A 19175-nucleotide genomic window follows, 5' to 3' on the forward strand; every position below is an offset into this window, starting at 1 on the left:
GGTCGTGGTGAGCGCAGGGTGAAGGAGGCGGCTCGTACCGGTCGGCCGGGCGATGCGAACGCTCGGGACGGCCGGAGCGAGCGGGACGACCGGGGTGAGCCGGGTGGCCGGAGCGGGCGGGGCGACCGGGGTGAGCCGGGTGGCCGGAGCGGGCGGGGCGACCGGGGTGAGCCGGGTGGCCGGAGCGGGCGGGGCGACCGGGGTGAGCCGGGCGGCCGCGGTGAGCGGGGCGGCCGGCGGCCGGTGGCTTCCGTCCGGACGGGGGCCGTCGGAGCCGAGGCCGCCCGTGAGGCCGCTCGCCACGCGCGCGTGCAGCGCGTGACGGCCGAGGGAGTGAAGGACGCGGAGGTGTCGTCCCACCGCGACGGTGGCGCCGGGCGGAGGGACGGGGCCGAAAACCGCGGGGACCGCGGCGCCGGCCGAGAGCATCGTGGCGGCCGCGAGAACGGTGGCGATGGCCGTCGGGATCGAGCCGAGGGCTTGCCCACGGCTGTGTCAGCCGGTCCGTCGGCCGGTTCGGCGGGTGGTTCGGCTGGTGGTTCGTCCACCGGTCCGGCGGGTGGTCCGTCCGCCGGTCCGTCGGGTGGGCCGTCCGCCGGTCCGTCGGGTGGTTCGGCCCTCGGTCCGTCGGGTGGTTCGGCCGGTTCCGGGGACGGGGAGGGCGCCTGGGGCGACGGGCTGATCGCGCGGCGGGTGGACGAGAACGGCGGTGCGGAGCAGTACGCCGTCCTGCCGAGCAGGCCCGCCGCGTCCTCGACCGCTTTGATGCCGCTCGCCTACGACGGGAACCTCAGGTCACGTCTGGACGCCCTGCGCGAACTGGTGGGCCTCTCCCGGACCCGGCTCGACAGCGGCACCCTGGCCGAGGCGGGCCGGGTCCTGGACGAGGCCGCCGCTCGGCGCAGGCTCTCCGGGCAGCACACCGTCGTCGCCATCGCCGGCGCGACGGGCAGCGGCAAGTCGCAACTGTTCAACACCCTCGCCGGGGTGACGATCTCCGAGACCGGTGCCCGCAGGCCGACCACCTCCGCTCCCATCGCGTGCAGTTGGAGCGACGGCGCGGCCAGTCTCCTCGACCGGCTCGGCATCCCCGGCCGGCTGCGCCGCCGTCCCCTCCAGCACCCGGACTCCGAGTCGCCGCTGCGCGGTCTCGTCCTGATCGACCTGCCCGACCACGACTCGGCGGCCGTGCAGCACCGCGAGCAGGTGGACCGCATCCTGGCGCTGGTCGACGCCGTGATCTGGGTCGTCGACCCGGAGAAGTACGCCGACGCCCTGATCCACGAGCGCTATCTGCGGCCGATGGCGGGCCACGCCGAGGTCACCTTCGTCGTCCTCAACCAGGTCGACCGGCTTCCCGGCGAGGCCGCCGAGCAGGTCCTCGACGACCTGCGGCGCCTGCTCGACGAGGACGGCATCGCGCTGGGCGAGCACGGCGAACCCGGCGCGACCGTACTCGCCCTGTCCGCACTCACGGGGGAGGGCGTCGGCGAACTGCGCGAGACCCTCGGCCAGTTCGTCGCGGAGCGCCAGGCTCCGGCCCGCCGGATCGCGGCCGACGTGGACGCCGCCGCCCTGCACCTGCGCCCGGTGTACGTCACCGGGCGGCGCACCGGGCTCAGCGAGGAGGCGCGGGAGGAGTTCGCGGACCGGCTGGCCGACGCCGTGGGCGCCACCGCGGCGGGCGAGGCGGCCGAACGCGCCTGGCTGCGCAACGCCAACCGCGCGTGCGGAACGCCCTGGCTGCGGCTGTGGCGCTGGTACCACGACCGGCGCGATCCCGTCACGGGACGGCTGTCGTCGCGCGCCCAGGCGGACGAGGAGGCCACGGCCCGTCAGCGTGTCGAGCACGCGGTGCGTACGGTCTCCGACCAGGCGTCGGCCGGACTGCCCGCGCCGTGGGCGCAGGCGATGCGCGAGGCGGCCGTCCGCGGCGCCCACGGGCTGCCCGAGGCCCTCGACGAGCTGGCGGTGCGCACGGGGATGCCGCCGGGGCGCCCGCCGCGGCCCGGGTGGTGGCCGGCGGCCGTCCTCGCCCAGGCGACCATGACCCTGCTCCAGGTGGTGGGCGGGCTGTGGCTGCTCGGCCAGATCATCGGCTTCTTGCCGCCGAACCTGGGCGTGCCGGTGCTGCTGATGCTGGCCGGCATCGTCGGCGGACCCCTCATCGAGTGGAGCTGCCGCCTGGCGGCCCGCGGCCCCGCCAAACGCTACGGCCACGAGGCGGAACGCCTGCTGCGGGAGGCCGCCGCCGGGTGCGGCCGGGCCAGGGTGCTGGATCCGCTGGCGGCGGAGCTGCTGCGGTACCGCGAGGTGCGGGAGCAGTACGCGCGGGTCACGGGGGTCGGGGCCGCGGGGAGGTAGCGGCGCGGGCCCGGTCGGCCGTCGGGGCCGGTTCGGCGCGGCGGCTGTGGGTCTCCCTGGGCCGACGTGGCCAGGGCGGTCACGGCGGTCACACCGCCACCCGTTCGGGTGGCGGAGTTCTCCACAGGTGCCGGGCCGGTCCCCAGCCCCCGGCGGGCCCGGCCGTTCGCGGGCAGTCTGGCCTTCGCGGCGATCGCGAGGGACGCGGTCGCCCCGTGCCGTACGGGAGACGCCCGTACGGGAGGGAGGACTCGCGATGAACGAGACGATGATCTGCGCCGTGGGCAACGTGGCCACCCAGCCGGTCTTCCGGGACCTGGCGAACGGACCGTCGGCCCGCTTCAGGCTCGCGGTCACCGCGCGCTACTGGGACCGCGAGAAGAGCGCCTGGACGGACGGGCACACCAACTTCTTCACGGTCTGGGCCAACCGGCAGCTCGCCACCAACGCCTCGGCCTCCCTGGCGGTGGGCGACCCCGTCGTAGTCCAGGGGAGGCTGAAGGTGCGCACCGACGTGCGCGAGGGGCAGAGCCGGACCTCGGCCGACATCGACGCGGTGGCGATCGGCCACGACCTCGCCCGCGGCACGGCGGCGTTCCGGCGCACCGGCAGGACGGAGGCTCCGGCCTCCCCACCACAGCCGGAGCCCAACTGGGAGACACCGGCGGTGGAACCGGTGGCCGAGCAGGTCGGCCCGGCCCCTGAGCAGCGCCCGGAGCCCGTCGCGGTGGCCTGACACCGAGGCGATCCGGAACCGCCCGAAGCACGGCTTATCGCCCCATGCGCCCGGCGTGAACCCGGGTGGATTTGTCGATAAGCCCTGCTCAGTGGTGCTCTCGGCGATAACGATTCCGATTCGGATCACCGCACGGGCGACGATCACCGCCGAGCCCGGTCCGTCACGTCCTTAGGATGCCGAACGAGCCTTGTGTGGCTGCTGATTCTGCTGGTGGGACCGTTCCCCCCACGTCAACGGGTCCTGCTCGAAGGGGAATTTGGTGTTTTCTTCGCTCGCTGCGCCGTCTCTGCCCGGTCGAGGGGCGGTGCGTCTCGCCGCCGGTGCGCTGGTGTCCGTGCTCACCGTCGCCGGTGTGGCGGCCGGTGCGGCTCCGGCCGCCGCCGCTGAGGACGGCGCGGCGGGAAGCCAGGGCGGGGCGACGGCCACCATAGGCGGCCTGAAGACGCACGGCACCGCGGTCATCCACGGGCAGGGCGGCGACCAGCAGGTGGCGGCCGGCCTGTTCGAGATGTCCGTCGAGGGCGGCGGCACGCTCCAGACGTACTGCGTCGACATCCAGAACCCGACGCAGAAGGACGCCAAGTACCTGGAAACCTCGTGGAGTTCCACGTCGCTGGGCACCAACAAGGACGCGGGCCGCGTCCGCTGGATCCTGCAGAACAGCTACCCGCAGGTCAACGACCTGGCCGCGCTCGCGAAGAAGGCGGGCGTCCGCGGCGGGCTCACCGAGGAGGAGGCGGCGGCCGGTACCCAGGTCGCCATCTGGCGCTACTCGGACGACACGGACGTCGACGCTGTCGACCCGCGGGCCGAGCGGCTCGCCGACTACCTGGAGAAGAACGCCCGCGGCCTCGCCGAGCCCGCCGCGTCCCTCGCCCTGGACCCGCCCGCCGTGTCGGGCCGCCCCGGTGAGCGCCTCGGCCCGGTGACGGTCCACACCAACGCGGGCGGCGCGACGGTGACGCCGCCGCTGGGGGCCGCGGCCAAGGACGCGGTCCGCATCGTCGACAAGAAGGGCCGGCCCGTCACCGAGGTCACCGACGGCGCGCAGATCTTCTTCGACGTGCCCGAGGCCGCGGAGGCCGGCACGGCCCAGCTGTCCGTCCAGGCCTCGACGACCGTGCCGGTCGGCCGGGCCTTCGCCTCCGAGAGCCGCAGCCAGACCCAGATCCTGGCCGGCTCCAGCGAGTCGACGGTCGCGGCGACGGCGACGGCCACCTGGGCCGCCGAGGGCCCGGTACCCGCCCTGTCCGCGAGGAAGAACTGCGCCGAGGGCACCCTCGACATCACCGCGCTCAACAAGGGCGACGAGCCCTTCACCTTCGAGCTGCTGGACACCGAGTACACCATCGCCCCCGGCGAGACCCGCACGGTGCCGGTCCCCCTCCCCGAGGACCGCCCCTACGACTTCACCGTCCGGGGCCCGGCCGGCTTCGAGCAGCGCTTCACCGGCGTCCTGGACTGCCGCACCCAGAGCGCCGCCCTCGCCGACACCACCCACCCCCTCAGCGAACCAGCCCCGACCCGGCCCGTCACCGTCCCCCTCCACGACCCCAACCTCGCCGAAACCGGTAGCTCCGACGCCACCCCCCTGATCGGCGGCACGGCCATCGCCCTGGTCGTCACCGGCGGCGCGGTCCTGCTCCTCGTCCGCCGCAGGAACGAGCAGTAACGGCGTGACCCCGCGGCCGGGTGTCCCATGCCGGCCGGAAACACCCAGGTCAGAGCACCCGAGTGCATGCCGTGCTCGCGGGCGGCGGTGTAGCGCTTGCCCTTCTCGGGGGCGGGAACCGGTCGTTGAACAGCCTGTACGCCGAGAACTTGCTCCCAAGTGAGTCAACAGCCGTCTCCCGGCTCACGCCCGTCGAGATCGGCGACCGTATGGCCGAGGGCCACGCGATCCCGCTCCTGGACGCCATGGACGCCATGGATGCCCTGAGGTGTAAACGTGCAGCCGGGCGGCGGGGGACGCCCGGCAGCGCGGGGCGTACGAGACCATCAAAGCCGTGACTACGTTGCGTTATGATTCCAACACGCAACGTGTTGGTCGGCGGGTGGAGCACCCACGTTGCTGCCGCTCCACGTCTTGACGGAAGGTTCCCGGTGAATCGCTCTACGGCTCGACTTCTGGCCTGCTTCGGCCTGGCTGGCATGGCCCTCCTGCCCACTGTCGCCACGGCACAGGCGAACCCTCTCCCTGCCGTCAAGGCCGTAGGCATGGGTCCCGGCAGCCCTGACTGCCCCCCAGATGCCATGCTGAACGAGGTGAAGGTTCCCGACCCGAACGATTTGACGAAGTACTCCAAGTGCAGCTTCTTCTTCAGTGCCAAGTTCAGCTGCCCCGAAGGCGAAGTGTTCGATCCCATCGGGCTGGAATGTGGAGTTCCGAAGCCGGACGACCTGGGGAGGTACTGCTCCCGCGCGGACGAGGAGCTCGACCCTGCGGCGATGAAGTGCGTCGCTGCGAAGCCGAAGGAGGATGAACCCTCGGAGGAGCAGCCGGAGGAGGAAGCAGAGGAATCGCCTCAGGCAGGGGCGGGGCTGTCCCTCTGAGGACCATGACCTCTGCAGGTTGAGACCGGACATACACGTCCGCTGCTGTCATGGCCGCAGGACGTCATGGCCGCCTGGTGTCCGACCCTGGGTCGTCCCTGGGCCCCTCCAGGGGGTGCCCGAGGCCGATCGGCAGCGACCGACAGTGACAGGTGAGGCTCCGGGGCATCCAGGAAAGGCCAGGTCAGGGCCCCCACCCGGAACGCGTTTCCTCCCAGGGGTGGCGGTGCGGCAAGATGGGGTGTATCTGCCCACTGCCTGATCAAGCTGCCGGACGGTTTCTCTTGGCTGAGTACATTTACACCATGCGCAAGGCGCGCAAGGCGCACGGCGACAAGGTGATCCTTGATGACGTCACCCTGAGCTTCCTGCCCGGCGCGAAGATCGGTGTGGTCGGTCCGAACGGTGCCGGTAAGTCGACCGTTCTGAAGATCATGGCGGGGCTGGAGCAGCCCTCCAACGGCGACGCGTTCCTGTCCCCGGGATACACGGTGGGCATCCTGCTGCAGGAGCCCCCGCTGAACGAGGAGAAGACCGTCCTGGAGAACGTCCAGGAGGGTGTCGCCGAGGTCAAGGGCAAGCTCGACCGGTTCAACGAGATCGCCGAGCAGATGGCGACCGACTACTCGGACGCGCTCCTCGAGGAGATGGGCAAGCTCCAGGAGGAGCTGGACCACGCCAACGCCTGGGACCTCGACGCCCAGCTGGAGCAGGCCATGGACGCGCTGGGCTGCCCGCCCGGCGACTGGCCCGTGGTGAACCTCTCCGGTGGTGAGAAGCGACGGGTGGCGCTGTGCAAGCTGCTGCTCGAGGCGCCCGACCTGCTGCTGCTCGACGAGCCCACCAACCACCTCGACGCCGAGTCGGTGAACTGGCTGGAGCAGCACCTCGCCAAGTACGAGGGCACCGTCGTGGCCGTGACCCACGACCGGTACTTCCTGGACAACGTGGCCGGCTGGATCTGCGAGGTCGACCGCGGCCGCCTGCACGGCTACGAGGGCAACTACTCCAAGTACCTGGAGACCAAGGCCACCCGCCTCAAGGTCGAGGGCCAGAAGGACGCCAAGCGGCAGAAGCGCCTCAAGGACGAGCTGGAGTGGGTGCGCTCCAACGCCAAGGGGCGCCAGGCCAAGTCCAAGGCGCGTCTGGCCCGGTACGAGGAGATGGCCGCCGAGGCCGACAAGATGCGGAAGCTGGACTTCGAGGAGATCCAGATCCCGCCGGGCCCGCGGCTCGGCAGCGTCGTCGTCGAGGTGAACAACCTCAGCAAGGCCTTCGGGGAGAAGGTCCTCATCGACGATCTCTCCTTCACGCTGCCGCGCAACGGCATCGTCGGGGTCATCGGTCCCAACGGCGCCGGCAAGACCACCCTGTTCAAGATGATCCAGGGCCTGGAGGAGCCGGACTCCGGCGACATCAAGGTCGGCGAGACCGTCAAGATCTCCTACGTCGACCAGAGCCGCGAGCACATCGACCCGAAGAAGACGCTGTGGGCCGTCGTCTCCGACGAGCTGGACTACATCAACGTCGGTCAGGTCGAGATGCCCTCCCGCGCCTACGTCTCCGCCTTCGGGTTCAAGGGGCCGGACCAGCAGAAGGCGGCCGGGGTCCTCTCCGGCGGTGAGCGCAACCGGCTGAACCTCGCGCTCACCCTCAAGCAGGGCGGCAACCTGCTGCTCCTCGACGAGCCGACCAACGACCTCGACGTCGAGACGCTCTCCAGCCTGGAGAACGCCCTCCTCGAGTTCCCCGGGTGCGCCGTGGTCGTCTCCCACGACCGGTGGTTCCTGGACCGCGTCGCCACCCACATCCTCGCCTACGAGGGCGAGTCCAAGTGGTTCTGGTTCGAGGGCAACTTCGAGTCGTACGAGAAGAACAAGGTCGAGCGGCTGGGCGCGGACGCCGCCCGTCCGCACCGCGCCACCTACAAGAAGCTGACCCGGGGCTGATCTTGCGGCACATCTACCGCTGCCCACTGCGCTGGGCGGACATGGACGCGTACGGCCACGTCAACAACGTGGTCTTCCTCCGCTACCTGGAGGAGGCACGCATCGACTTCCTGTTCCGCCCGGAGAAGGACTTCAAGCAGGGGTCCGTGGTGGCACGCCATGAGATCGACTACAAGCGGCAGCTCGTCCACCGGCACCACCCGGTCGACGTCGAGCTGTGGGTCACGGAGATCAGGGCCGCTTCCTTCACGCTCACCTACGAGGTCAAGGACGGGGACGTGGTCTACGTCCGCGCCTCCACCGTGATCGTGCCGTTCGACTTCGAGGCGCAGCGGCCCCGGCGGATCACCGCCGAGGAGCGGGAGTTCCTCGAGGAGTACACGGACGCCAAGGACGCCAAGGAGGAGGCCGTCGCCGCATGACGGTGCTCCATCTGGCCGACGAGGGGGAGGCCGCGGATCTCGCGGCCTTCCTCTCCCGGCTGCTTCATTACGACCGTTCGGCCGCGGTGCGCCTCCAGGCGGCCGGCACGGCCCTGGCCGTCTTCGGGCGGCCGCCCTCCTTCGAGGTGCTGGCGGTGCGCGCGGTACGGCTGGCCAAACCCTACGAGCACGGGCTCGACGCCACCCTGGACGCGACCGTGTCCGCCGGTGAGCTGCTGGAGAGCGTGGACGAGCGGGCGGCCACCGCCCGGGTCCCCGGCGCGGTGACCGGGCCGCCGTGGGCCGGGGTGCTGCCCCCGCGCGGCGGCTGGCGGGCCGAAACGGGGCTGCCCGCCCCGGACGCCCTGCGTGCCCTGGTCGCCGCCGCGGTGGCGGAGTTCCGGGCCCGTACGGCGGAGCTGGCGGCCGAGGACCGTACGCGGGCCGAGCTGGACCGCATCGGCCGGGAGATCTGGTCCCGGACGGTCGGCGGGACGGGGCTGCCGGTGCGGGCCGTGCACGCGGCCCAGTCGCTCGGGTTCCTGCGGCCGTCCGCGGCGCCGGGCTCCGGCGAGGACACGGACGCGCCCCGGTTGTTCTCCTCCGGTGCGTGGCTGCGGCTGCGCACCCCCTTCGGCTCCGTGGCGCTGCGCCGGGCGGGGGCCGGGGGCCTGGGCGGCCTCAGCGTGCGCTGAGCCCTCCCGGCGGGCGGGCCCAGGGGTTTCAGTGGACCCAGGCGGGCGGGACCATGGGTTTCAGTGGACCCAGGCGGGCGGGACCACGGGCTTCAGTGGTGGGGCTCGCTGTCGTCCGGCCGTACGGCGATGTGGTCCGCCTCCAGTTCCAGGGCGACGCGGTCGCGCATGCCGAGGGCGGTCGTGTAGTCGGCGGGCAGCTGGAGCCGGCCGGCGCGGTCCAGCATGGCGTACTCGCGGGCCACCACCGTCTCGTGGCCGGTCTCGGCGTCCACCTCGCTGCGGCGCAGAACCTCTGTGGAGGTGCGGCCGTCGCGGATGGCGACCGTGCGGCGGACCTCGCCGGCCACCGCCTGGTCGTGGGTGACGATGACGACGGTGGTGCCCAGCTGCTCGTTCGCCGTGCGGAAGGCGGCGAAGATCTGCTCCGCGGTGTGCGAGTCCAGCTCGCCCGTGGGCTCGTCGGCGAGCAGCAGGGACGGGGCGCCCGCGAGGGCCACGGCGATGGCGACCCGCTGCTGCTGGCCGCCGGACAGCTGCCGCGGGCGGCGGTCGCGGCAGTCGGCGACGCCCATCAGGTCCAGCAGCTCCAGCGCGCGTGCCGTGCGCGCCGCCCGGCGTCCGCCGGTGCCGGCCAACTGCGGGGGCAGGGCCACGTTCTGCGCGGCCGTCAGGTACGGCACGAGGTTGCGGGACGTCTGCTGCCAGACGAAGCCGACCACCGAGCGGCGGTAGGCCAGGCGGTCCTTCGCCGTCATCGTCAGCAGGTCGCGGCCTGCCACCCGGGCCGCTCCCGCGGTCGGCGTGTCCAGGCCGGCCAGGATGTTCATCAGCGTGGACTTGCCGCTGCCCGAGGCGCCGACCAGTGCCATCAGCTCCCCCTCGCGGACCAGCAGGTCGAGCCCCTGCAGGGCCTGCACCTCCACCCCGTCCGCGCTGAAGATCCGCACCAGGCGGTCGCAGGTGATCAGGGCGTCGTGCCCGTAGGCGGGCCGGCCCCGGGACGCGGTGGCGCGGTCGGTCAGGTCGGCGAGGGTGGGGTCGGTCGTCATCGGGTCTCCTCCATGTCTTCGTCCGCGGCCCGCCGGATCCGGGTCCGGGCCCTCACCGTGTGTCGCCCGCCCGCAGTTCGGCCACCGCCCCGCGCCGGCCCGACCACCACGCCTGCACCGTCGCCACGCCCACCGCCAGGACCAGCACCGCGACCGCGGGGACGGCCAGCGACCACGGGTCGGCGCGCAGTTCCGCGCGGCCCGCCGGCGAGGACGCCGTCGACATCGCGAGGGTCGTCAGGTCGATACCGGGGGACAGCAGCCGCACCGCGGCCCAGCCGGTCAGGATGCCGCCCAGCGCGGCGGGCAGCGCCTGCGGGAGGGACTCCAGGACGAGCAGACGGCGGCCCTGGGCGCGGGTGAGGCCCATGGTGCGCAGCCGGGCGAGGAGGGCGGCGCGCTCGCGCCCGGCGCTCGCCAGGGACAGCAGCAACGCCAGGGCGGCATACCCGGCGCAGGCGGCCACCGCGGCCGCGTAGACGCGCTCCGCGCCCGACTGCAGCGGTGAGTCCACGTACGTGCCGCGCTCCTCGGACCGCAGACGGACGGTGCCGAGGTCGCCCGCCGCCCGGCGCAGCGCGACCGCGTCCAGGTCGTCGCCGGTCAGCAGCAGCACGTTGGGCGGTACCGCCCCGGCCGGCAGCCCCGACCGGTCCACGACGAGGAAGTCGTCGCCGGCCACGGCCGGGGTGCGGTCGCGCACCAGCACGATCCGCACGGTCACGGCGCCACCGTCGGACAGGCGCAGCTGGAAGGGCCGGTCACCGTACCGTTCGGCGACCGCGGCGGAGGCGAGTGCCGGCAGCGCCGCGCCCTCGGCGCCGCCGCCGGCACCGTCCGGCCGCGTCAGCCGTCCCCCGGGGAACGCGCCGAGGTCCGTGTGTCCGGCCAGTGCCGCGTAGGCATCGGGGTCCACGCCCGCCAGTTGCAGCGTCTGGCGGCCGTCCGGCGTCCTGGCCTGGTAGTCGACGCCGGCCTCGGTGACCTCGCGTGCTCCGGACGCCTGCCGGATGCGGGCGGTCATGCCGTCGGGCAGCCCCTCGGCCGCCTCCACGCGGGCGTCGGCGCCGACGGTGAGCAGCGCCGCCCGGTCGCGGGCGTCGGCCACGCCGCTGAGGACCGAGCCGCCGAACGCCGCCACGGTGAACGCGGTCAGCAGCGCGAGCAGGGGGAGCAGGGTGGAGGCGGAGGTACGGCCCGCGCGGGCCAGGGCGAGGGGGCCGACCGCGCCGCGCAGCCGCCGGGCCGGGCGGGCCAGTCCGCGCAGCGGGAGCGGGTACAGGCGCACCAGCACCAGCGCGGCGATCACCCCGACCAGCACCGGGGCCATCGCCACCAGGTCACCGGCGCCGTCCGTCGCCCCGCGCCGGCGCAGGACCGCGACCGCGCCCAGGGCGAGGACCGCGACGGTCAGCTCGGCGACCGTACGGCGCCGGGACGCACGCGGTGACGCCGCGTCCCGCCGGCCGTCGTGGACCCGCACCCGGTGGTGCGCGAGAGCGGCCCGCAGCGGGAGCGCCAGGCAGGCCAGGGCGGTGACCGCCACGGCGGCCCACAGCGCGGGCAGCAGCCGGGCGCCGGGCAGCGCGAGCAGGGCCACGCCGAGGCCGAGCGCGCCCGCGGGCACGGCCACGACCGCAGTCTCGGCCAGCAGCCGCCCCGCGATGCCCCGTACGGAGGCGCCGCGGGCCCGCAGCAGGGCCAGCTCGGCGCGACGCCGTTCACCGGTGAGACCGCCCGCCATCAGCAGGACGACGGCGGCGACCGTGCCGGCGCCCGACGCGGCGACGGCGATCAGCGGGCCGGTGTCGTCGCGGAGTTGCCCGTAGGTGGCGAGGACGTCGTCGAGGCCGGTCGAGACGTCCGCCACGGGACTGATCGTCGACTGCAGCTGCTGCAGGGCGGGCCCGGACTCCAGGGAGGCCACGGCGGAGGTGAGGGGGCCGAGGTCGCGGCCGTGCAGCGCCTCCGGGTCGGGCGCGAGGTTCCAGTAGCGGACCACGGGGACCGAGCCGAGGAGGGCGGGGCCCGCCCCGGGGGCGAGCAGCAGGCCGCCGACCCAGTAGGAGGGGCCGGGGTCGCCCGGTGGTCCCGGCACCCGCCGCAGGGACGGGGTGCGCAGGACGGGGTCGACGGACCAGTAGGCGCCGTCGGGCCGCTCGGGCGCGAGGACGCCGGTGATGCGGACGGTGAGTTCGCGGTGTCCGGACACGTGGACGACCGAGCCGGTCTTCATGTGCAGCGTGCGGGCCGTCTCCTCGGTCACCGCGGCCTCCAGCTCGGTGGGGGAGGCGCCGGTCCGCCCGCCGGTGAGCCTCGGCAGCCGGCCGGAGCGCAGCCGTGCGTGGCCTTCGAGTTCCTGCGGGGCGGCGAGCACCATCGCGGCCGGCAGCCCGTCGGGACGGGGCAGCCACCTCTCCGGTGCGGGGACGCTTTCGGTGGCGCGGACCCCGTAGGACGACTGCCGCTCGTCGACGACGAGCGGGTGCTCGACGTTGCCGAGGACGAACCGGTAGGCCTCGGCGAGACGTTCGGGCCGCAGACCCGCCTCGGCGTCCGCCGCGTCCTCGCCGAAGTCCGGGGCGGCGGACACCAGGACGCCGTTCTCGTCCGCCGGGGCCCGCTCGGCGGCCGTGCGCAGACCGGCGTCGGTGTACCGGTCCAGCGCCCGGGGGAACGCGGCGGCCAGGCACGCGGTCAGCGCCACCAGCACCGCCAGCGCGACGGCGGCGCCGGGTGCGGCCCGCAGCCGGGTGCGCACCCAGGGGGCGGTCACGGAACTCACCGTCCGGTACCTCCGGGATCGTCGGGGGCCGCCGCCGGGTGCGGGCGGCGCAGCGCGAGCGCGGCCGTGACCAGGAGCGGGACGACCGCCATGCCGGCCAGCAGCAGGGCGACCCGGTCCGGCGGCAGGGTGACGTGCACGTCCGGCACCGGCCGGGTGGCTCCCGGGGTCAGCACGGTCAGCGGGATCAGCGCCCGGGTGAGGACCGCGCCCAGCGCGGCGCCGGTCAGCAGCGCCAGGCCGGTCAGCACGCCCTGCTCGACGGCGGTCGTCCGGGCCAGTGAGCGGCGCGAGGCGCCCAGGGCGCGCAGCACGGCGAACTCCGCGGCCCGCTCGCGCCTCGACCCCGCCGCGCTCACCGTGAAGCCGACCGCGGCCAGCGCCGCCGCCACCAGGGTCGCCGCGGCGAACGCCGCCCCGGGTCCGGCGCCGAACGGATCGTCCCGCAGCCGCTCGGCGACCTCGTCGCGCACCACGACCTGGGCCGGAGCCGTGTCGGGGGACGCCCGCAGGCCCGCGACCGCCTCGGCGCCCTTCCCGGGCCGGGGCCGCAGCCACCATTCGGTGGGCTCGACGGCGGCGCCGTACCTGCTCTGCAGGTACCGGTTCACCGCCGGCAGGTCGACCAGCAGGGCCCCGCCGAACCGTGCCGAGGCGGCCTCGGGCGGCCCGGCGCCCGGCAGCTCGCGCACCGAACGGTCGATCCGCACGGGGATCTCGTGGCCGCCGACCGGCACCGTGACGCGCTGCCCGGTGCGGGCGCCCACGGAGTCGAGGAAACGGTCGGTGGCCACCGCGGTCACCACGGCAGGCTCCGGCTGCGCGACCCGCAGCCGCACGGTCAGCGCGGTGGGCTGCGACTCGTCCGAGCGGCCCGTGGAGTACTCGACGGCGAGCGGATCGGAGCCCCGCAGCCGGGGCGCCGGCGGGGCGCCGTCCGCACCCGGTACGGCCGACGGCGAGGACGGCTGCACCCCGGCCGTCCAGCTCTCGGGCAGCGGCACCGGCCGTACGGTCCCGTCGGTGGCCGTGGCCGTCACCCGCCGTACGGTCAGGCGGTGCCGTTCGCCCGGCCCGCCGGGGCGGGCCACCGTGAAATCGACGCCGGTCAGGGTGAGCGGCCCGGCGGAGAGGTCCGCGGCGAGGCGGTGTTCCCGGCCGTCGGCGGCGAGCGAACCGGCCCCGACCCGGTACGGGGTGCCCCAGCGGTCCTCGACGGTCACCGTCACGTCCGCCGACGGGGCGCCGCCGCCGGAGGACGCACCGGGCGAGCCGGAGGGCGGGGCGGTGTCCGGGACGGCCAGGGTCGCCGTCAGCGCGAGCCGCGCCGTGTCCGCCGGGACGCGCGCGCCGTTCGACGGGCGTCCGGGCGCCATCGGGGACAGCAGCGCCCGCGGCGACCGGTCGGCCAGGTCCGGCCGCATCAGCATCGTGTCCGCCGCGTGCGCGGTGTCCAGCGCGAGCACCGTCGCCGACCGGTCGCCGGACAGCGGGGCCTCGGAGCGGGCCGCGGGAGCCACCTCCTGGACGCCGGTGACGCCCGCGATCAGGTCGGTGCGGCCCGGGCCCGCCGTGCCGGAGGCCTCGACCCGGATCGGCGCCCCGGTGCGGAAGTCGGCCTGGTCGTCCTGGGAACGGGACCACGAGGCGCCCTGCCCGATCGCCATCGTGCCCAGCGCCACGGCCAGCACCAGCAGCAGTACCGGCCCCGCCCCGCGCATCGGACGCCGGCTCAGCTGCCAGCCCGCCAGCGCCGCCGTCAGACCCCGCCCGCCCGCCGCCCGGCGTTCCGCGAGCCGCGCCACCAGCGGCAGCAGGCGCAGCGCCAGCACCGTCCCGGCCAGCAGGGCCAGCGTGGGCGTCGCCACGAACAGCGGATCGACGCCGGGGGCGGCCGCGCCCTCCGCGTCGCCCGTCCCGGCGGCCGAGGTCTGCCGGTCCAGCTGCCAGTAGGCGACACCGGCGACCACCAGCAGGCCCACGTCCGCGCCGGCCCGCAGCCTGCCCGGCAGCGTCCGGGACCGCCCGCCCGCCTCCGGCGCGAGGGTCAGCGCAGGCAGCGTCACGGCCAGCGTGCAGCCGAGGGCCGCGGCCCCCGCCACCAGCCACACGCCGGCGCCGCCCCCGGCCGCCGGCTGCGGGCCGAGCCCGATCCGGGCCGCCGCCCCGTGCCCGGCCAGCAGCCGGACCAGCGGCCCGGCCAGCAGCGGCGCGCAGATCAGCGCCGGCACCGCCGCCAGCAGCGCCTCCAGCGCGGACACCGCCGCCAGCCGGGCCCGGGAGGCGCCGCGCGCCCGCAGCAGCCGCAGCTCACCCGCCCGCTCCACGCTCAGCAGCCGGGCCACCAGCAGCAGCGCGCCGGCCGCCAGGAGGACCAGCTGGAGCTCGATGACGAGGAGGGTGGAACGGGACACCGTCAGCGACCGGTCGAGACGGTCCAGGACCGCGGGCAGTCCGGTCGTCGCCTCGGTGACGCCGCCGAGCACCGGCCGGGCGCGCAGCCATGCCGTGCCCGCCCGGGCCGCCTCGCCCAGCGCGTCGGCCCGTGCGGTCGTCAGCGACGCGTAGTCCGCCGTCACCACCCACCCGGACGCCCCCGCGCTGACCCGGCCGCCGCTCAGCACCCCGGGCGGGGCGAGCAGCGGCCCGTACGTCGTGAAGCCGCTGCGCGCGACACCGCGCCCCGACAGGTCGTCGAGACGCCAGTACGGCGACCCGGTGTCGGCCGGCCGGTACAGGCCGCTCACCACCACGGACACGGCCGGACCGCCGAGCCGGTCGGTGAGGGTGAGCCGGTCGCCCGTGCCGACGCCGATGCGCTCGGCCGCGGCCACGGGCACCGCCACCTCCACCGCGCTCCCGGCGGCTGCGGCCGCGGGCATCCGTCCCTCGTCGATGCGGACCTGCGACGGGTCGAGCGCCGCGAAGAACGTCAGGTCGGGGTCGCCGGACCGCTCGGTCGCGGGCCGCAGCGAGCCGGGCAGCGCGTACGGGCCCGACCGCGTCAGGGTCCGTACCGTGCGCGGCAGCCCGTCGAAGGTCCGCGCGGCGCCCTCGCGCACGGCGGCGTCCGCGGCCGGCCGCTGTCCGGCGGGAACGTCCCCGTGCACGATCAGCGCCGCCTCGGCCCCGGTGCGCGGGTCGGCGAGGGCGTGGCGCAGGGCCGCGTCGCCGACGGCGCCCGAGTAGGCGGTCAGGGCGGCGAGGACGGTCGTGGTCAGCAGGACGGTGAGCAGGGCTGCGGCGAGCAGCAGACGGTGCGCCCGAGCGCGCAGCAGGACGAACACCGTGAGTCCCCCGAACCCCGCCACTCGGCCCCCCGCCGTCATCCGTACCTGGCCGGATGCTGTCAGAGGAGGCGGTGCCGAAGTAACCGCCCGAGAGGCGGACTTGACCGGATCGTGATCAGAATCCGGTGTCGACCGACCGGAATGCGGGGCGCCGCAGGTCGTGCCGTCCGGGCACCGGCCGGGGGCCGGCCGCGGTCAGCGGGCGGTCAGCCGGGGGTGTTGACCATCGAGGCCGCCGCGTACGTCAGGTACTTCCACAGCGTCTGCTCGTGCTCCTCGGACAGGCCCAGCTCGTCGAGCGCGACCCGCATGTGCTTCAGCCAGGCGTCGTGCGCGGCCCGGTCGACGACGAACGGGGCGTGCCGCATCCGCAGCCGCGGATGGCCCCGGTTGTCGCTGTACGTCGTCGGGCCGCCCCAGTACTGCATCAGGAACAGCGTGAAACGCTCCTCGGCCGGACCCAGGTCCTCCTCGGGGTACATCGGCCGCAGGACCGGATCCTCGGCGACACCCTCGTAGAAACGGTGGACGAGCCGGCGGAAGGTCTCCTCCCCGCCGACCTGCTCGTAGAACGTCTGCTCCTGAAGCGTGCCGCGCCGAATCTCGTTCACGCGTCCATGGTCTCAGACACGGGGGCATAGGACTCAAGTCCTAGGACCGCTCCGGGGCCCTGCCCGCCGTGCGCCCGGCCCGTACTGTGGAGACATGGGCGGGTACGAGGACCTGGACAGCCTCGCCGCCTCCGCGCGGGCGGAGCTGGTGCGGGAGATCGAGCTGAGCGGCGCCTGGACGGCCGACCCGGTGTGGCGGGAGGCGTTCCAGGCGGTCCCGCGCCACCTCTTCGTGCCCTACTACTACGTCGGCGCCCGGGGCGGCTACGAACGCCGGTGGGGCGAGGACCCCGACCCAGGCGCCCGCGAGCGCTGGGTGCGCGGCGCCTACGCCGACGCCCCGCTGGCGACGCGGATGCGCGACGGCGAGCTGCTCTCCTCCAGCAGCCAGCCCTCGCTGATGGCGATGATGCTGGTGGAGCTGGGCGTACGGGACGGCGACCGGGTGCTGGAGATCGGCGCCGGCACCGGCTACAACGCCGCCCTGCTCGCCCACCGGCTCGGCGACGACGACCTGGTCACCACCGTCGACCTGGACCCCGAGATCACCGAGTCGGCCCGCCGGCACCTCGCCGCCGCCGGTCACCACCCGGCCGTCGTCACGGGCGACGGCGCCCGCGGCGTGCCCGAGCGCGCTCCCTACGACCGGATCCTGGCCACCTGCACGCTGCCCGCGGTGCCGCGCGCGTGGCCCGCCCAGTGCCGCCCCGGCGGCCGGATCCTGGCCCCGCTCGCCACCGGGCTCGTCGTCCTCACCGTCCGCGACGCCGAACACGCCGAGGGGCGCTTCCTGCACACGCCCGCGTACTTCGTGCCGCTGCGCGGCGCGGACCGCGCCGAGCCCGAGACACCGGGCCTGGGCGGCGTGCCGCGCCGGGCCCGGGAGGACGACCTGTTCCGCTTCCTGCTGGCGCTGAGCCGGGGCGGACTCGACCCGCAGGAGGCGTACGCGCTGTGGGACCGCGAGGGCGCACCCCGCCGCGAGCGCTACGGCATCACCGTCAGCGGCGAACGGGCCTGGGCGTGGCTGGACGACCCCGACGGGCCGTACGCCTGGCCGTTCGCCTGACGGCGGGTACCGGTCGCGCCGGTCCCGTCCAGCCCGGTCCAGCCCCGTCTGGCCCCGTCTAGCCCCGGCGGATGGTGATCGTCGTCCAGGCGCCGACGTGCACCCGGTCGCCGTCCTGGAGCGGTACCGGCACGAAGGGCTGGATCGGCTCCTCGCCGCCGTTCACCGTGGTGCCGTTCGTCGAGTTCTGGTCGACGACCGCCCAGCCGCCGTCCGGCTGCTGCACCAGCACCGCGTGCTGGTGCGAGACGCCCGGGTCCTCCGGGGGCACGGCCAGATCGATGTCCGGGGTGTCGCCGGTGGAGTGCCGGCGGCGGCCGATGGTGATCTGGTTCCCGGTGAGCGTGCGCTGCTGCTCGGGCGAGTACGCGGGCAGGTTCAGGCCCGCGGCCTCGGGACCGGAGCGCTGCATCATCGCCATGAAGTACTCGCGGTCGGGGCCGATCGTCGCCGACCAGGTCGTCGGCTGCTGGGGCCGCTGCGGCTGCTGCGGGAAGCCCTGGCCGGGACCGGGCGGAGCCTGGGTTGCGCCGGGCTGCGGGTAGCCGTAGCCGCCCTGGGGGCCCGGGCCGTTCGGAGCGCCGGGGCCGCCCGGTGCTCCGGGGCCCGCCGGGCCGGTGGACGACGGCGGGGAGAGCACCCAGTCGTCGTCACCGCCGCCGAAGGCCGGGCCGCCCTGCTGCGGACGGTGGGTCTCCTGCGGGAAGGCGGGCGGGGCCGGCGGACCGGACTGGAACCCCTGCGGGGCGCCACCCTGGCCACCCGGGCCGCCGGGGCCGCCGTGCGGGGGCGGGACAGGGCCGGGCGGAGGCGGAACCGGACGCGACGGATCGCCGAAACCGGGCGGGGCCGGGGGACCGGAGGGAGCGCCGGGACCGTGCGGGCCACCCGGACCGTGGGGACCGCCCGGGCCGCCGGGGCCGTGCGGTCCGCCGGGACCGTTGGGTCCACCGGGGCCCCCGAACCCGCCGGGGCCACCCGAGGCGTTGGGGCCGAAGGGACCGGAAGGAGCGGAGGGGCCGGAGGGGCCGCCCGGACCGCCGCCCGGACCGCCGCCCGGACCGCTCGGACCGCCGGGACCGCCCGAGGCGTTGGGGCCGAAGGGACCGGAAGGACCGCCCGCACCGCCGGGACCGCCCGCCGGGCCGCCGGGACCGCCCGGGCCACCGCGGCCCGACGGGTCGGCGCCGAAGGGCGGCGGGCCCGGGGGAATCGGTTCGGCGGGGCGGTTCACCTGGGACGGACGGGAGCCCTGGTAGTCGTAGGAGTCACCGCCGCCGAAGGACGGACCCGCCGGCGGCTGCCCGAAGTGCGGCGCGGGGCCGGGGGCCGGCGGACGCGGGGCGGCCGGGGTGTACGAGGTGGCGGTGTTGGTCAGGAAGTTCCACCGGCACTCCTCGCAGAACGGCGCACCGCCCTCACGCGGCGTGCGGCACTGCGGGCACAACTGCGGCTCGCCGCCCGGGCCGCCGGGACCGCCACCGGGCCCACCCGGCCCACCGGGACCGGGCGGCGGGAAGCCGTAGCCGCCGCCGGTCGGCGGGGGCGGCGGAGGGGGCGGCACGGCACCGGCCATGCGGTGACCGCAGACCTCGCACCAGTCGTCGGAACCCGACTGGTGTCCGTTCGGGCAGGTCGGCATGTCG

The 19175-nt window shown here is 75.3% G+C and carries 13 protein-coding genes and 1 pseudogene; 9 read left to right on the forward strand and 5 right to left on the reverse strand.

Going from position 1 to position 19175, the window contains the following annotated elements; all coding sequences use genetic code 11:
* The first annotated feature begins 18 nt into the window (after nt 1–18).
* The 8 genes and pseudogenes from EV562_RS06340 to EV562_RS06375 all read left to right on the forward strand — a co-directional run bounded on the left by EV562_RS06340 (nt 19) and on the right by EV562_RS06375 (nt 8722).
* The gene (locus tag EV562_RS06340) at nt 19–2364 is read left to right on the forward strand and encodes a YfjP family GTPase (protein WP_243859994.1); all 2346 of its coding nucleotides are present in this window, start codon (nt 19–21) and stop codon (nt 2362–2364) included.
* Between the two features lie 256 nt (nt 2365–2620).
* A complete protein-coding gene (locus EV562_RS06345) occupies nt 2621–3100 on the forward strand; it encodes a single-stranded DNA-binding protein (protein ID WP_133885667.1) in 480 nt (159 codons plus the stop codon).
* A gap of 262 nt (nt 3101–3362) precedes the next feature.
* Nucleotides 3363–4775, forward strand: a complete 1413-nt coding sequence (locus EV562_RS06350) for a Cys-Gln thioester bond-forming surface protein (RefSeq protein WP_133885668.1) — start codon at nt 3363–3365, stop codon at nt 4773–4775.
* 158 nt (nt 4776–4933) lie between these two features.
* Nucleotides 4934–5113: pseudogene (locus tag EV562_RS35440) on the forward strand (hypothetical protein); the annotation flags it as partial.
* A 243-nt stretch (nt 5114–5356) separates the two neighbouring features.
* Complete coding sequence (locus EV562_RS35015) at nt 5357–5656, forward strand: carbohydrate-binding module family 14 protein (protein WP_166661616.1); 300 nt, start codon at nt 5357–5359, stop codon at nt 5654–5656.
* Between the two features lie 284 nt (nt 5657–5940).
* Nucleotides 5941–7605: an energy-dependent translational throttle protein EttA gene (gene ettA, locus EV562_RS06365; protein ID WP_133885670.1), complete on the forward strand. Its 1665-nt coding sequence runs from the start codon at nt 5941–5943 to the stop codon at nt 7603–7605.
* Nucleotides 7606–7607: 2 nt separating this feature from the next.
* Nucleotides 7608–8027, forward strand: a complete 420-nt coding sequence (locus tag EV562_RS06370) for a thioesterase family protein (protein WP_133885671.1) — start codon at nt 7608–7610, stop codon at nt 8025–8027.
* Complete coding sequence (locus EV562_RS06375; protein ID WP_208298299.1) at nt 8024–8722, forward strand: hypothetical protein; 699 nt, start codon at nt 8024–8026, stop codon at nt 8720–8722. The genes EV562_RS06370 and EV562_RS06375 overlap by 4 nt, the downstream gene beginning before the upstream one ends.
* A gap of 92 nt (nt 8723–8814) precedes the next feature.
* Here EV562_RS06375 and EV562_RS06380 read toward each other — a convergent pair whose 3' ends face one another.
* The 4 genes from EV562_RS06380 to EV562_RS06395 form a co-directional block, all read right to left on the reverse strand.
* Nucleotides 8815–9774 carry an ABC transporter ATP-binding protein gene (locus EV562_RS06380; protein WP_133885672.1) on the reverse strand — a complete coding sequence of 320 codons (960 nt, stop codon included), beginning with the start codon at nt 9772–9774 and terminating at the stop codon, nt 8815–8817.
* A 52-nt stretch (nt 9775–9826) separates the two neighbouring features.
* Nucleotides 9827–12559, reverse strand: coding sequence for an ABC transporter permease (locus EV562_RS06385; protein ID WP_166661617.1), 2733 nt, complete (start codon nt 12557–12559; stop codon nt 9827–9829).
* Entirely contained in the window at nt 12556–15888 is a 3333-nt protein-coding gene (locus EV562_RS06390; RefSeq protein WP_166661618.1) for an ABC transporter permease, read from the reverse strand. The genes EV562_RS06385 and EV562_RS06390 overlap by 4 nt, the downstream gene beginning before the upstream one ends.
* A gap of 167 nt (nt 15889–16055) precedes the next feature.
* Nucleotides 16056–16460 (reverse strand): globin, encoded by a 405-nt coding sequence (locus EV562_RS06395; RefSeq protein WP_133885674.1) that lies wholly within the window; start codon nt 16458–16460, stop codon nt 16056–16058.
* Nucleotides 16461–16554: 94 nt separating this feature from the next.
* On the opposite strand from EV562_RS06395, the gene EV562_RS06400 reads away from it, so the two are divergent.
* The gene (locus EV562_RS06400; RefSeq protein ID WP_133885675.1) at nt 16555–17529 is read left to right on the forward strand and encodes a methyltransferase domain-containing protein; all 975 of its coding nucleotides are present in this window, start codon (nt 16555–16557) and stop codon (nt 17527–17529) included.
* A 58-nt stretch (nt 17530–17587) separates the two neighbouring features.
* Here EV562_RS06400 and EV562_RS06405 read toward each other — a convergent pair whose 3' ends face one another.
* On the reverse strand, nt 17588–19171 hold the full coding sequence (locus tag EV562_RS06405; RefSeq protein ID WP_133885676.1) for an FHA domain-containing protein: 1584 nt from the start codon (nt 19169–19171) through the stop codon (nt 17588–17590).
* Between the last annotated feature and the right edge of the window lie 4 nt (nt 19172–19175).

This window comes from Streptomyces sp. BK208 (assembly GCF_004364245.1).
In the GTDB taxonomy this organism is placed as follows: Bacteria; Actinomycetota; Actinomycetes; order Streptomycetales; family Streptomycetaceae; genus Streptomyces.